General features: G+C 71.4%; 14 protein-coding genes. 8 read left to right on the forward strand and 6 right to left on the reverse strand.

What is annotated here, in order from left to right; all coding sequences use genetic code 11:
* Positions 1-17: 17 nt before the first annotated feature.
* The 4 genes from ACT01A_RS21880 (at position 18) to ACT01A_RS21895 (ending at position 3,483) form a co-directional block, all read left to right on the forward strand.
* Entirely contained in the window at positions 18-356 is a 339-nt protein-coding gene (locus ACT01A_RS21880) for a hypothetical protein (protein ID WP_445149223.1), read from the forward strand.
* Positions 353-1,327, forward strand: coding sequence for an FAD:protein FMN transferase (locus ACT01A_RS21885; protein WP_445149224.1), 975 nt, complete (start codon positions 353-355; stop codon positions 1,325-1,327). The genes ACT01A_RS21880 and ACT01A_RS21885 overlap by 4 nt, the downstream gene beginning before the upstream one ends.
* On the forward strand, positions 1,324-1,893 hold the full coding sequence (locus tag ACT01A_RS21890) for a hypothetical protein (RefSeq protein WP_445149225.1): 570 nt from the start codon (positions 1,324-1,326) through the stop codon (positions 1,891-1,893). Before ACT01A_RS21885 ends, ACT01A_RS21890 begins: the two co-directional genes overlap by 4 nt.
* A gap of 63 nt (positions 1,894-1,956) precedes the next feature.
* Entirely contained in the window at positions 1,957-3,483 is a 1,527-nt protein-coding gene (locus ACT01A_RS21895; RefSeq protein WP_445149226.1) for an NAD(P)/FAD-dependent oxidoreductase, read from the forward strand.
* A 134-nt stretch (positions 3,484-3,617) separates the two neighbouring features.
* Here the strand turns inward: ACT01A_RS21895 and ACT01A_RS21900 are convergent, their stop codons facing one another.
* The 5 genes from ACT01A_RS21900 to ACT01A_RS21920 form a co-directional block, all read right to left on the reverse strand.
* Positions 3,618-5,138 carry a sensor histidine kinase gene (locus tag ACT01A_RS21900; RefSeq protein WP_445149227.1) on the reverse strand — a complete coding sequence of 507 codons (1,521 nt, stop codon included), beginning with the start codon at positions 5,136-5,138 and terminating at the stop codon, positions 3,618-3,620.
* A gap of 13 nt (positions 5,139-5,151) precedes the next feature.
* Positions 5,152-5,853, reverse strand: coding sequence for a response regulator transcription factor (locus ACT01A_RS21905; protein ID WP_445149228.1), 702 nt, complete (start codon positions 5,851-5,853; stop codon positions 5,152-5,154).
* Positions 5,854-5,870: 17 nt separating this feature from the next.
* On the reverse strand, positions 5,871-6,359 hold the full coding sequence (locus ACT01A_RS21910) for an SRPBCC family protein (RefSeq protein ID WP_445149229.1): 489 nt from the start codon (positions 6,357-6,359) through the stop codon (positions 5,871-5,873).
* A 6-nt stretch (positions 6,360-6,365) separates the two neighbouring features.
* Positions 6,366-7,211, reverse strand: a complete 846-nt coding sequence (locus ACT01A_RS21915) for a 1-acyl-sn-glycerol-3-phosphate acyltransferase (protein WP_445149230.1) — start codon at positions 7,209-7,211, stop codon at positions 6,366-6,368.
* A 508-nt stretch (positions 7,212-7,719) separates the two neighbouring features.
* Positions 7,720-8,979, reverse strand: coding sequence for an alpha/beta fold hydrolase (locus tag ACT01A_RS21920; RefSeq protein WP_445149231.1), 1,260 nt, complete (start codon positions 8,977-8,979; stop codon positions 7,720-7,722).
* 128 nt (positions 8,980-9,107) lie between these two features.
* Here ACT01A_RS21920 and cysS point away from each other — a divergent pair, with 128 nt between their 5' ends.
* The 4 genes from cysS to ACT01A_RS21940 all read left to right on the forward strand — a co-directional run bounded on the left by cysS (position 9,108) and on the right by ACT01A_RS21940 (position 12,626).
* On the forward strand, positions 9,108-10,460 hold the full coding sequence (gene cysS, locus ACT01A_RS21925; RefSeq protein WP_445149232.1) for a cysteine--tRNA ligase: 1,353 nt from the start codon (positions 9,108-9,110) through the stop codon (positions 10,458-10,460).
* Positions 10,457-11,341: a 23S rRNA (guanosine(2251)-2'-O)-methyltransferase RlmB gene (gene rlmB, locus ACT01A_RS21930; RefSeq protein ID WP_445149233.1), complete on the forward strand. Its 885-nt coding sequence runs from the start codon at positions 10,457-10,459 to the stop codon at positions 11,339-11,341. Before cysS ends, rlmB begins: the two co-directional genes overlap by 4 nt.
* A gap of 247 nt (positions 11,342-11,588) precedes the next feature.
* A complete protein-coding gene (sigH, locus tag ACT01A_RS21935; RefSeq protein ID WP_445149234.1) occupies positions 11,589-12,236 on the forward strand; it encodes an RNA polymerase sporulation sigma factor SigH in 648 nt (215 codons plus the stop codon).
* Positions 12,237-12,239: 3 nt separating this feature from the next.
* Positions 12,240-12,626, forward strand: coding sequence for a hypothetical protein (locus tag ACT01A_RS21940; RefSeq protein ID WP_445149235.1), 387 nt, complete (start codon positions 12,240-12,242; stop codon positions 12,624-12,626).
* A 12-nt stretch (positions 12,627-12,638) separates the two neighbouring features.
* On the opposite strand, the gene ACT01A_RS21945 is transcribed toward ACT01A_RS21940, so the two are convergent.
* Complete coding sequence (locus ACT01A_RS21945; RefSeq protein ID WP_445149236.1) at positions 12,639-13,283, reverse strand: TetR/AcrR family transcriptional regulator; 645 nt, start codon at positions 13,281-13,283, stop codon at positions 12,639-12,641.
* Between the last annotated feature and the right edge of the window lie 107 nt (positions 13,284-13,390).

The following is a 13,390-nucleotide window of genomic DNA, read 5'->3' on the forward strand; positions in this document are numbered from 1 at the left end:
GGGTTGATGCTCAACCCATGCGCGCCCCATCCCTCCGCCGCTTCGCCGCTGCAACCCTCGCCTCGTTTGTCGCGGTCTTCGGCGTCCTCGCCCTCCGCGTCCACGACGGCGACGACCCGGGCCTGACCGCGGCGTCGTCCTCGTCGGGGTCGACGACGACGGCGTCGGACACGTCGTCCTCGTCTTCGTCGTCCTCGGGCTCGACCGACGAGCTCTACGACTCGTCGACGTCGAGCGACGACTCCACGTCCTCCGCGTCGAGCGACGACAGCTCCTCCACGTCCAGCGACGACTCCGGGGCAAGCGACTCCGGCTCGGTCTCCTCCACGCCGTCGGCCTCCACGAGCGCGTCATGAGTCTCCTCGACGAGCGCTTCTCCACGATGGGCGCGCGCGGGCGGATCGTCCTGGCCGACCGCGCACCGGGCGCCACGCCCTCGCCGCGCCTTCAGCACGCCTACGCCGACGCCCGCGCGCGGCTCGACGAGCTCCAGCGCCGCTGGACGCGCTTCGACTCGGACTCAGATCTCAATCGCCTCACCGACGACCCGCGGCCTATGGTCCCGGCCGACGCCGACCTGCGCGCGCTGATCCGCGCCGGGGCATGGGCGGGCCGCGTCTCCGGCGGGCTCGTCGACATGACCTTGGGCACCCAGATCGCCCAGGCGGGATACGACCAGGACTGGACGCGCGCCCCCGCGTCCTTGCCTGCGGCGCTGGCGGCCGCCCCTCCCAGAGCGGCCGCCAGCCCTGATCCCGCCGCGCGCTGGCAGGCGCTCGGCACCGATCGCCACGCCGGCACGATCACGCGGCCGCCCGGCGTCGCGCTGGATTCCGGCGGGATCGGCAAGGGCTTGGCCGCCGACCTCATCGCGTCCCAGCTCGTCGGCCTGCGCTTCATCGTGGACGTGGGCGGCGACCTCGCCTTCGGGCACGGCGGCGCCGGGACTCACGAGATCGTCGTCGAGCACCCGCTGACCGGCGCGCCCGCGCACCGCTTCCACCTCGGCTCGGGCGGCGTGGCGACCTCCGGGATCCATCGGCGCCTCTGGCTCGGCGCTGGCGGCACGCCTGGCCATCACCTGCTCGACCCGTCCACCGGCCGCCCGGCGTGGACCGGCGTCCTGGCGGTCACCGCGGTCGGCCGCTCCGCGCTAGAGGCCGAGGTGCTGGCCAAGACCGCGCTGCTGCGCGGGGCCCGCGGCGCGCGCGCCACGCTGGCCGGCCACGGCGGCGTGCTCGTGCTGGAGGACGGCATGGTCGAGGTCGTCCCTGCGCTGGCCCACATCGCCCAACGCGCCGTCCGCGACCTGGCGGCGACGGCGTGAACCCCTTCGACTACACGTGGTGGCTGGCCTCGCGCGCGGCCGGCATCGTCGGCTTCATCGCGCTCGGCCTGGTCGCCGTGCTCGGCCTGCTCAGCGCGCTGAAGGTCTTCTCGCCCAAGACCAACGCGCGGCTGAAGCCCTACCACGAGCGTCTCGCGCTCACGGGCCTGGGCGCGATCGCCGCCCACGGCCTGCTGCTGCTCGCCGATCCGTGGCTGAACCCCGGCGTCACCGGCTTGCTGATCCCGTTCACGATGGGCTACCGCCCGTTCGCAACCGGCCTCGGGATCCTCGCGTTCTACTGCCTCTGCGCCTTCGGCCTGTCCTACTACCAGCGCCGCCGCATCGGGCCGCGCCGCTGGCGCTCGGCGCATCGCTTCGCGTCGATCGCCTTCGTGCTCGGGGGCATCCACGCGCTCCTGGCGGGGACCGACGCGGGCTCACCGCTGCTCTTGGGCATCATCACCGGCTTCTTCGCGCTGGTCGGAATCATGGTCGCGGCACGCGTTTTCGGGGTCTCCGGAAAGCGTCCCGCAGCACGTAAGAGCGCCGCAAGCGCTGCGTGAAGAACTGTTAGGTCGCGTTAGTGGAAGGCCGGATTCGGCCCTCCAACGGGCAAGGTTCAGGGCATGACGCTTGTCGACACACCGCCGACGCTGCCCACCAACGAGGACGACGGCCACGGGGACTCCCGTCCCTACGTCGTCATCGGTGGCGGCCCGGCCGGCCTGTCCGCCGGCTACCTGCTCGCCAAGGCGGGCAGGAAGGTCATCGTGCTGGAGGCCGAGGACCAGGTCGGCGGCCTCGCCAAGACCGTCGTCGATCCTGACGGCTACCGCTTCGACCTCGGCGGCCATCGCTTCTTCACCAAGAACCAAGAGGTCAACGACCTCTGGCTCGAGATCATGGGCGACGAGTTCCTGATGCGCCCGCGCATGTCCCGCATCTTCTGGCGCGGCAAGTACCTCGACTACCCGCTCAAGGGCACCGACGTCATCAAGAAGCTCGGCCCGGTCGAGCTCGTGCTCTGCGGCATGTCCTACCTCTGGGCCGCCGTCAAGCCCAAGGGCAAGGAGGAGACCTTCGAGGATTGGGTCTCCAACCGCTTCGGCAAGCGCCTGTTCAAGCACTTCTTCAAGTCCTACACCGAGAAGGTCTGGGGCGTCTCCACCAAGGAGCTGCGCGCCGACTGGGCCGCGCAGCGGATCAAGAACCTCAACTTCTTCTCCGCCGCCAAGGCCGCGTTCTTCGGCAACAAGGACGACATCACGTCCTTGATCGACAAGTTCCAGTACCCGCGCTACGGACCGGGCCAGATGTGGGAGATGATGACCTCCCGCATCGAGGAGATGGGCGGCGAGGTGCGGCTCAACGCGCCGGCCACCCAGATCGACGTCGAGGACGGCCGCGTCACCAAGATCCACACGCCGCAGGGGATCATCGAGCCGCGCGGCACGGTCTCCTCGCTGCCGCTGCGCCACATGGTCGGCCTGACCTCGCCGGGCGCGCCCGCCGAGGTCCAGCAGGCCGCGCAGGGCCTGCGCTACCGCGACTTCCTGACGGTCGCGCTGGTGCTCGACGGCCAGGACCTCTTCCCCGACAACTGGATCTACATCCACGAGCCGGACGTCCGCGTCGGCCGCATCCAGAACTACCGCTCGTGGTCGCCGTGGATGGTGCCGGACCCCGACACCGCCTGCGTCGGCTTGGAGTACTTCGCCTTCAAGGGCGACGACCTCTGGACGATGGACGACGACAAGCTGATCGACCTCGCCACGCGCGAGCTGGAGCAGCTCGGCCTCGCCAAGCCCGAGCAGGTCAAGCGCGGCTACGTCGTGCGCGTGCCGCTCGCCTACCCGATGTACGACGAGACCTACGCCCAGCGCGTCGAGTCGATCCGCTCGTGGCTCGACCCGCTCAAGGACTTCGTCCAGGTCGGCCGCAACGGCTTGCACCGCTACAACAACTCCGATCACTCGATGCTGTCGGCGATGCGCGCGGTGGACAACATCCTGCGTGGCACCGACCACGACATCTGGGCCGTCAACGTCGAGTCGGTCTACCACGAGGAGCAGACCGACGCCGACACCGAGCAGCCGTACGCCAAGCTGCCCAAGACGGTCTACGAGACCGAGCCGCTGGTCTCCGAGGCGTAGTTTCCGACCTCATGTTTGACGTCGCGTGCGGCCGGGGTATTGACCGGCCGTGCGTGCAACACGACGGGTCGCTGTAGCTAAGGCGGCCCGTCGCTCGTTAAGCGGCGAGTAGCGGTTCGGCCGACGAGCGCGAGCTAGCCGCCCGACGAGCCCGGCATCGACGGCGACTCCGCGGGCGCGTCGCCGGCGTCGCCGCCCGCGTCGCTGGCGGCATCGTCGTCGTCGCGCCCGCGCGGCATCTCGATCGGCAGCGTCAGCACGAAGCGCGCGCCGGCGCCGTCGGTCTGCGACGCCAACGCCAGCTCGCCGCCCAGTCGCCGCGCCAGCTCGCGTCCGATCGCCAGCCCGAGGCCGAAGCCGCCCTCGCCGCCGGTGCGCGAGCCGCGCTGGAAGCGCTCGAAGATCAGGTCGCGCTCGCCGACCGGGACGCCCGGGCCGCGGTCGAGGACTTCGAGCGTCGCGTGGTCGCCGTGGTAGTGCGCGGTGACGCGGATCACCTCGCAGACGGGCGAGAAGCGCAGCGCGTTGTCGACCAGGATGCGGACCACCCGCGCCACCGCGCCCGGATCGCCCGCCGCCCACACGGGCCCGGTCGGCGGCACGACCTCGACGCGCACCTCGCGCTCCCGCGCCCGCAGCGCGAACTCCGCGGCGATCGCGCGCGACATCTCACCCAGCTCCACCGGCTCGCGGCGCAGCTCGACGCCCGCGTCCAACCGCGAGAGATCGAGCAGCTCGCTGGCCAGGTTCGACAGCCTGCGCAGCTGGGCCTGGCCGCCGCGCAGGACCTCGGCGGCCTCGACGGTGTCGAGGTGGCCGGCGTCCAAGTCCTCCAACAAGAGCTCGAAGTTGCCTTGCAGCGACGTCAGCGGCGTGCGCAGCTCGTGGCTGGCGGTCGCCACGAACGCGCGCCGCGCCTCCTCCTGGCGGCGCAGCGCCTGCTGCATCGCCGCCAGGGCGCGGGCGAGGTCGCCGATCTCGTCCATGTTGGGGTCCTCGGGCGGCGGCGGGGCGTTCGTGCCGTCGCGGGCCAGCGCGAGCGCGCTGCGGCGCAGGCGCCCGAGGCGGCGCGCCAGGCCGGTCGACAGCGCGATCCCGAGGATCAGCGCGACGCCGAGGCCGATCACCGCGGCGGTCGCGAACGCGGAGCGGACGGTGTCGACGGCGCTGCCGCCGGGGTCCGACTTGGTGACCATCAACGCGAACCACTGGTTGACGGGCTCGATGTCGCGCTCGACGTTGACGCCCTTGGCGTGCGGCGTGACGCCGAGGATCACGCCGGTGCCGTCCTCCGAGGCGGTGTCGCGCGCCTGGCCGCTGGAGATGATCTTCAGCAGGTCGTCCTGGTTGGGGTCCGTGACGCCCGAGTAGGGGTACACGTTCTCCTGGTCGGCGGTGAACAGGCCGACGCGCGCGTCGGTCCTCCGCGAGAGCGTGTCCAAGATGTCGTTGACGGTCTGGTCGACGATCCCGCGCGACTCGCCGAGCGCGTTCTCCAGCTCGGGGCGCGTCGCGCGTGCGGCCGCGCTGACCGAGTCGCGGCTCTGCTGGTCCAGCCGATCCTGCAAGGGGGAGAGCAGCGCGAGCGCCGCGACCGCCAGCGTCACGACGCTCGTCGCCAGCAGGGCGAGCAGCAGGCGCGTGCGAAGTGTCATCGTTCCGGCGACCTCAGCGGTCTCGGAAGCGGTAGCCCGCGCCGCGCACCGTCAGGATCAACTTGGGGTCCTGTGGCTCGGGCTCGAGCTTCTCGCGCAGGTGCCGGATGTGCACGTCGATCGCGCGCGGGTCGCGGTAGGCGCTGTCGCCCCAGATCGCGCGCAGCAGCTCCTGGCGGTTCTGGAGCCGCCCGGGCTTGATCATCAAGCACTGCAACAACTCGAACTCCGCGAAGGTCAGGCGCACCGGCTTGCCGTCGACCGAGACCTCGCGCTGGCGCTGGTCCAGGACGACGCCGCCGATCTCCAACAGGCCGTCGTCGAGGAGGTTGCCGTGGGCGCGGCGGAGCACCGCGCGGATCCGGGAGCGCAGCTCGGCCAGGCCGAAGGGCTTGGTGACGTAGTCGTCGGCGCCGGCCTCCAGGCCTTGGACCGCGTCGGCCTCGGAGTCCAGCGCGGTCAGCATGATCAGCGGCGTGACGTTGCGGCGGGCGCGTAGCGCGCGGGCGACGTCGTAGCCGGTAGGGCCCGGCCCGAGCGCGACGTCGAGCAGGATCACGTCGAACTGGCCGCGGCCGACCTCTTCCAGCGCGCCGTGGCCGTCGGGGACGGCCGTGATGCGATGACCCTCGCGCTCGAACGAGCGCGTGAGCATGTTGCGCAGGGCGTCGTCATCGTCGACGACCAGGATGTCGAGCGCGGACCCGGGAGGCATGGCGTGCTGTGTGCAGGCTACGCGACGCGGGCGGCACGGCGAGCCGCTGCGGCGGTGCGCAGCTGCTCGTGCTCGACCTGGCGCTTGAGCTGCTGGAGCGAACGACGCAGGTGACCGCGCACCGTGGGGGCGGCGACCTGCTCGGCGATCCAGCCGAAGAGGCCCGAGCCGGCGACGCCGTAAGAGAGGCGCAGCTCGACGCGGGTGACGCCGTCGCGGTGGGTCTCGCGCAGCCGCCAGCGGCCGCGCTGGTCGATGCCGACGACGCTCGTCCAGGCCAGGTCGCGACCGGGCGTGTGCTCTACGACCTCCACCAGCCCGCCGACCTCCGCGGAGCCGACGTGCATCAGCATCCGGTAGCGGGCGCCGAGGCCGGTGGCGTGGTCGGTAGTGACCTCCCAACGCGTGATCCCGGCCATGAAGTGCAGGTAGCGCGCGGGCTCGTCGACGAACGCCCAGATCACGTCGGGCGGGGCGGAGATGTCGATGGCGGCGCCGACGCGCATCTCGCGTTACCCGATCACCGGGAAGCGGCGTTCGGACGCGAGCGCGTCGAGCGTGTCCTGCATGAGGCGCGCGATGTGCTCGTGGACCTCGGCGGGATCGGGGTCGTCGCCGAACTCCTCGCGCGGGTGGATCGGCGGCAGCACCTCGACGACGATCTTGGCTGGGAGCGGGACGTGGCCGAGGAAGTCGCCGACGTTCAGGCCCCACGGGAAGGCGAGCGAGATCGGCAGGACCTTCAGGCGGAAGGCCTTGTCGAGCTGAAGCAGCTTGGCGAGGCCCTCGCCCTGGGAGAGGAAGAGCGCGGTCTCCTGGCCGCCGATCGCGACGACCGGAACGATCGGGACGTCCTGGTCCAGCGCGAGCCGGACGTAGCCGGTGCGCCCGCCGAAGTCGGTCTTGGAGCTCTGCCACGACGGGCGATGGACCTCCAGGTCGCCGCCGGGGTAGACGAGCACGGCGGCGCCGGCCTGGAGCGCGGCCTCGGCGTTCTCGGGCGACGCGGCGACGGTGCCGTACTTGCGCAGGAAGCCCAGCGGCGGGGAGCTCAGCACCAGGTTGTGCGCGAGCTGGTGGAAGCGCCGCTCGACGCCGAAGTACGCGTGGAAGGCGAGCGAGAAGACCGTCGTGTCCGGCGTCATGTTGCCGCCGGAGTGGTTGCCGACCAACAGCACCGGACCCTCGTCCGGGATGTTCCCGAGCCCCCGGACCTCGCCCCGGAAGTAGAGGCTCGACAGCAGCCACAGCCGCGGCAGCGTCTCGCGGATGTAGTCCGGATCGCGCTCGTCGAGGTCGGCGTGAGGGACGCGGCGCTGGACCTGCGAGGCCGTGGCCTTCGCGACACGGCCGAGCAACCCGCGCGTTGTGCCGACGAGGGCGCCCGCGGCGTTGAGCGGGCTCCTGGGCCCGACTGTCACCTGTGCCGTCGCATCGTCCTCGCTGGGGCGCGGGATGTCATCCCACCCTTGCGGGGGCGCACCATGACCGTTGACGGAGGTGTGCGAAGCGGCGGCCATCCGACGGGGACCCTACCCGGCGAGGCGCATGGGAACGCCGGGGTTTGTCGTGAGCGCGTTTTGTTCGGGGAGCGGGTGGCGGGGTTTGAGGGTTCGGGCCCGAAGGTCGCGCGTTTGGGGGTTCGGGTCGTTTTAGCGTCGTATATCGACCATAAAACGACCCGGACCTCGGTTTCGAGGTGCGGGTCGCTCCGAGCTGGCATATGCAGCTCTCAGCGACCCGGATCCACCGAAACCCCGGGTCCCTCAAACCCCGAGGCTGAGGGACCACCGTGACGCTCCGCAGCACGACCAACACCCCGCACTGGGCGCCACCAACGCAGGCAGCGCGAGCCGCGCGTGACCCCTACGCCGCTCGCCGCCGCGCGAAGCGCCGCGGCCCCGACGACCCCAGCGCCTCCGCGTGGTCAAACGACCGCCGCAGCATCCCGGCGATCTGCTCAGCCCGCTCGACCTGCGGCACGTGCCCACACCCCTCGAGCACGATCTGGTCTGCACTCGGCAGCCACTCCTCGACGTGCCGCCGGAACCCGGCCGGGATCAGCTTGTCGTGCGTCCCCCAGACGAACATGGCCGGCGGCTCCAGCCCAGCCAGCCGCGGGTAGAACCCACCGCGGCCGAACGGCTTGTCCAGGTAGATGTTCCGCGCCGATTTGTAGAACGCGACGCGCGCGCCGGCGTTGCCCATGATCCGCTGGAACTCGTCGACGACGACGTCGCTCACGGACGGGTCAAGCGCGTCGGAGTCGCAGAACAGCGACCACAGCTGGCGCTCGACGATGCCGCGCCGGAACCTGTGGGGCAACAACCCCAACTCGGGCCGCAGCAGGCGCACCAGCGGGTGGAACTCGCGCTTGATGAACGCCACGGCGGGACAGAGCGCCGCGATCGACCGCACGCGCTCGGGGCTGCCCAACCCGATCTCGACCGCGACGCGGCCGCCCATCGAGTTGCCGACCAGGTGCGCGGACTCGATCCCGAGCGCGTCCATGACGCCGCAGACCTTCTCGGCAAACCAAGTGGCGTTGTAGGGCGCGGTCGGCGGCTTGGACGACCCGCCGAAGCCCGGGAGGTCCAGCGCGTGGACGCGATAGCCGGCGTCGGCAAGTAGCGCCGCGCAGTCAAAGAACGAGGACTTGGCCGCGCCGAGGCCGTGGATCAGCAGCACGTCAGGGCCGTCGCCCGCGAGCGTCAGCGTCGACACACTTACGCCGCCGACCGGGACGTCGACCACGCGCATCAGCGGGTCGCGGCCGTCGGGCAGCCGGAAGAGGCCTTCGAAGCGGACCGCGTCATCCAGCGCGCCGCGGACGTAGAGATCGCGTGACCGGAAGGCCTTGACCGCGCTCAGCTCTCCGGCGCGCAGTCGCAGCCAGGTCTTCGAGTCGGTTCCGACGACGACGTCCGCCGGCCGCGCGCTGATGCCCTTGCGAACGCGCGCGGCGTGCTCCGTGCAGCGCACCTCGAACGTGTGGCCGATGTCGCCGAGGCGCACGTGGTAGGTGACGTCAAAGCCCTCCGGGCCGCCTAGGTAGCGCGCGGGCAGCGTCCGGAATCCTTCTTCGACGAGGCTCAGCGAGCGTTCTTGCAGGACGGGTGCGGACATCTGAGGGGGCGGCAGACTAAGGGCTGAGGTACACGGAAGCGGATCAACCATGTGTCCATTTCGCTTCATACCCGCTCTGAACCTGTGCCAGCAAGGGGCGTTGCCCCCCGCCTGGATAGGCTCAGGACGTGCCCGAGATCCGTCTTCACGACACCCGCAGCGGCGAGCTCCGTCCGCTGACTGCGCGCGATCCTGGCAACAAGGTCGGCATCTACGCCTGCGGCCCGACGGTCTACAACCGCATCCACATCGGCAACGCGCGGCCGTTCGTGGTCTTCTCGTGGCTGAAGCGCTTCCTGGCCCACGAGGGCTACGACGCGACGTTCGTCGCCAACGTGACGGACGTCAACGACAAGATCTACGACGCCGCCCGCGCGCGCGGGATCGGGTCTGAGGAGCTCGCGCGCGAGATGACCGCGCACTACGTCGCCGACACCGAGGCGCTCGGGCTCGGCCGTCCCGACCACGAGCCGCTGGCGTCGGAGACGATCGACGGGATCGTCTCGCTGATCGCCGCGCTGATCGAGCGCGACGCGGCCTACGCCGTCGAGGGCGACGTCTACTTCCGCGTGCGGGCGGACGCCGAGTACGGCTCGCTCTCGCACCGCCACCTCGACGACCTCGATCAAGGTGAAGGCGTCGAAGGCGCTTCTTTGAAGGAGGACCCGCTGGACTTTGCGCTCTGGAAGGCGCAGAAGGAAGGCGAGGACACCGCCTGGGACGCACCCTGGGGCCGCGGGCGCCCGGGCTGGCACATCGAGTGCTCGGCGATGGCCGAGGAGCTGCTCGGCGTCGGCTTTGAGATCCACGGCGGCGGCTCGGACCTCGTCTTTCCCCACCACGAGAACGAGGCGGCGCAGACCCGGCTGGGCCGCGGCGCCGAGCTCGCGCAGATCTGGATGCACAACGGCATGCTGGAGATGCGCGGCGAGAAGATGTCCAAGTCGCTGGGCAACATCTCGTTGTTGCCCGAGGTCATCGAAGAGTGGGGCGCCGACACCATCTTGATGTTCTACGCGCGCGGCCACTACCGCCAGCCGATCGTCTTCGCGCCGGACACGCTGCGCGACGCCTCCGGGTTCGTCAAGCGCGTGCGCGAGGCGGGTCGCCGGCTGGTCGACGGCCCGTCGCCGGACGACATGGCCGAGCACCGCGATGCGTTCTTCACCGCGCTGGCCGACGACTTCAACACGCCGCGCGCGGTCGCCGCGCTGGCTGCATGGGTCAGCGAGGCCAACCGGCGCGAGGACGTCGGGCGCGACCAGCTCGTCGAGATGTTGGACATCTTCGGCCTGGCGCCGCTGGCCAATGGCGACGCCGCCGACGGCCCCGACGCCGAGGCCCTTGCCCTCCTGGACGCGCGCAACGCCGCGCGCGCCGACAAGGACTGGGCGGAGGCGGATCGGCTGCGCGATGCGCTGGCCGACGCGGGGTGGACGGTCCGCGATGGTCCCGACGGCGCCGAGCTGGTACGGGCATGACGCCGCGCGGCGAGGGCGACGGCGACGGCGGGTCGCGCGGCGGCAGCGGCGGGCGTGGGCGCAAGCCGGCACGCGATCGCGACCGCCCGTCCAAGGCGCACCGCGCCGGGCGGCGGCCGACGCGTGGAATCGGCGCGGGCGCCGAGCCGAAGGCGCCGCGGGAGCGCAAGGAGCCGCACGACGTCCTCTACGGGCGCAACCCGATCTTCGAGGCGCTGCGCTCCGGGCGGCGCGAGGTCAAGCGGATCTGGGCGACGCCCGGCGCGTCCAAGGAGCCGTGGCTGGACGGTGTCGCGCTGGAGCCCGCCGACGCCGACTGGCTGACGCAGCGCGCCGGGTCCGACAGCCACCAGGGCCTCGTCGCCGACGTCGGCCCGTACCCCTATGCCGACCCGGCCGAGCTGCTGACCGGCCCCGCGCCGCTGATCGTCGCGCTCGACGAGGTCCAGGACCCGCGCAACCTCGGCGCGATCGCCCGTTCGGCCGAGGCCGCGGGCGCGTCCGGGATCGTGATCCCGCGTCACCGTTCCGCCGAGGTCACCGCGGCTGCCGCCAAGGCCTCGGCCGGCGCGGTCGAGCACCTCAAGATCGCGCGGGTGCGCAACGTCGCCGACTACCTCGCCGAGGCCAAGGACGCCGGCTGCTGGGTCTACGGCGCCGCCGCCAAGGGCACGCCCTACCGCCAGCCCGACTACACCGGCGGCGTCGTCCTCGTCATGGGCGCTGAAGGCACCGGCCTGCGCCCCCGCGTCAAGCAGATGTGCGACGACATCGTCTCGCTCCCGATGCGCGGCCGCGTCGACTCCCTCAACGTCTCCGCCGCCGCCGCCGTCCTGCTTTACGGCGTCCTCGACGCCCGCGCCGCAGCGCATCCCGAGTAGCCCCGCGGAGGGTGGTTCGGGGCCGCGCATTCGCCGCGCGGACTCGAACCCCTACAACTTCGTCCGTACGGGGCGCAAGAATGCCTGCAAAGCCTTGACGAGGGTCCATAACTGTGGGAGGGTCCCGCCCACATAACGGTCGACCTGAGGTTGAGGACCAAGGGTTGGCACCAAATTTCAGATGGCGCCAGGGGAGGAGTGCGCCACTGAGCAAAAGCCCCTGCATTCGTGCAGAAAGGATTCGCTCGTGGCTCGTCTCTCCTTCAACCCTCAAGGACAGGTTCAGGTCGATGATGGCTATCTCATCGCCTTGGCCAAGCAGGGTGACCCCATTGCGTACGACCGGATCGTGCGCCGCTACTACGGCTTCGTGCGGCTCAAGGCGTCGTCGTACTTCCTCGCCGGCGGCGACGCCGACGACCTGATCCAGGAAGGTCTCGTCGGCCTCTACAAGGCGGTCCGCGACTACCGGACCGACCGCGAGAGCTCCTTCCGGAACTTCGCCGAGCTGTGCATCACGCGGCAGATCATCACCGCCGTGAAGACCGCGACGCGCAACAAGCACACGCCGCTGAACCAGTACGTGTCGTTCAGCGCGACGCCTGCTTCTGCACAGGACGGCGAGCCGACGCTCGACGAGATCATTCCCGGCTCGCCGATCCACGACCCGGTCAACCAGGTCATCTCCTCCGAGGAGCTGCAGTCGCTGGTCAGCTGCCTCTCGACCGCGCTCTCCGAGCTCGAGTCCCGCGTGCTCTCCCTGTACCTCGACGGCTACAGCTACGAGCAGGTCGGCGAGCGCCTGGGCTGCGACACCAAGACGGTGGACAACGCCCTGCAGCGCGTCAAGCGCAAGGTGGGGACGCACCTCACCGCCCGCAACGTCATGCTCTAGGACGTGCCCGTGATCCTCGCCAGCCTCGGCATCGCCGAGATCGTCGTCCCTGCGGTCATCATCCTCCTCGCCGTGCTCTTCGCGGGCGGCTACATCGCCGTCGCCCGCCGGACCGTCGCGCTCTCGGACGCCCTCAAGGGGCGCATCGAGTCCGCCGACGCCGCGCTCGCCGACGCCCGCGCGGAGGACCGCGGCTGGGAGCGCTCGACGATGGAGGCGGCCGCGCGCGACGCCGTCGCCCCGCGCGAGGTGATCGCGCTGCACCTGATCCAGGTCGTCGATCGGCCCGGGACCGACGCCGACGAGGCGGTCTTCCGCGCCGAGCACTCAGATGGCGACGCGACCACCGTCATCCTCGGTCGCCGCGACGGCGCCTGGGTCGCGATCTAGACGACGGCCGGGCTAGGCCAGGACGAGGCCGGCCAGCAGCGCGCGCACGACCGCGCGCAGCTCCGCGCCGGCCAGCGGCGCGTGGCCCGAGGCCATCAGCCGCAACCGCAGGCCGTCGATCGCGCACACCAGCAGGATCCCGGCGGTCGTCACGTCGCGGGCGCCCAAGGACCGCATCGCGGTCTCCGCGAGGTCATCGGTGCCCTCCTTCCACGCCGCGAGGATCTCCCGCGCCTCCGGCCGTCGCGCCGCCTCCAGCTGCAACTGGTACTGGGCGAGCATCGCGACCCGGCCCTCCGGCGTGATCTGCTCCTCGATCCACGCCGACAGCGCGGCGGTCGTCGCCTCGAGGTCGACCGCGCCCGCGGCGCCCAGGGCGGTCCGGCGCTCGCGCAGCCGCACGATCTCGCGTGTGGCCAGCGTGCGCAGCGCCTCGTCGATCAGCTCGTCCTTGGAGCGGAAGTAATAGGAGGTCGACGCCGCCGGCACCCCGGCCGCGGCAGCCACCGCGCGGTGCGTGACCGCGTCCAGGCCGTGCTCGCCGATCAGGTGGATGGCGGCCTCCAATAGCTCCGCGCGCCGCAATTCGCCGCGGCGGTCGCGGCGGCCGCGGGTGGGCGGCGCGGCGGCGGCTGCGGGCTGCGGCGGGGTCGCCATGGCGGGCACCGTAGCGGACTGTCGTTCAAATGTCTTGGACAAGTGTCCAGGTCCTGTGTAGGATCGCCGACGCGCCTGCCGGGGAGAGAGCAGCGCCGCTGCACACC

This window comes from Baekduia sp. Peel2402, from assembly GCF_052567285.1.

What these genes read in the sequence shown, in the direction of transcription:
- ACT01A_RS21905 (WP_445149228.1), bottom strand. Translation starts at nt 5,853, where the DNA reads ATGCCTCCCGGGTCCGCGCTCGACATCCTGGTCGTCGACGATGACGAC.
- ACT01A_RS21910 (WP_445149229.1), bottom strand. Translation starts at nt 6,359, where the DNA reads ATGCGCGTCGGCGCCGCCATCGACATCTCCGCCCCGCCCGACGTGATC.
- ACT01A_RS21945 (WP_445149236.1), bottom strand. Translation starts at nt 13,283, where the DNA reads ATGGCGACCCCGCCGCAGCCCGCAGCCGCCGCCGCGCCGCCCACCCGC.
- ACT01A_RS21880 (WP_445149223.1), top strand. Translation starts at nt 18, where the DNA reads ATGCGCGCCCCATCCCTCCGCCGCTTCGCCGCTGCAACCCTCGCCTCG.
- ACT01A_RS21900 (WP_445149227.1), bottom strand. Translation starts at nt 5,138, where the DNA reads ATGACACTTCGCACGCGCCTGCTGCTCGCCCTGCTGGCGACGAGCGTC.
- rlmB (WP_445149233.1), top strand. Translation starts at nt 10,457, where the DNA reads ATGACGCCGCGCGGCGAGGGCGACGGCGACGGCGGGTCGCGCGGCGGC.
- ACT01A_RS21920 (WP_445149231.1), bottom strand. Translation starts at nt 8,979, where the DNA reads ATGTCCGCACCCGTCCTGCAAGAACGCTCGCTGAGCCTCGTCGAAGAA.
- ACT01A_RS21895 (WP_445149226.1), top strand. Translation starts at nt 1,957, where the DNA reads ATGACGCTTGTCGACACACCGCCGACGCTGCCCACCAACGAGGACGAC.
- ACT01A_RS21885 (WP_445149224.1), top strand. Translation starts at nt 353, where the DNA reads ATGAGTCTCCTCGACGAGCGCTTCTCCACGATGGGCGCGCGCGGGCGG.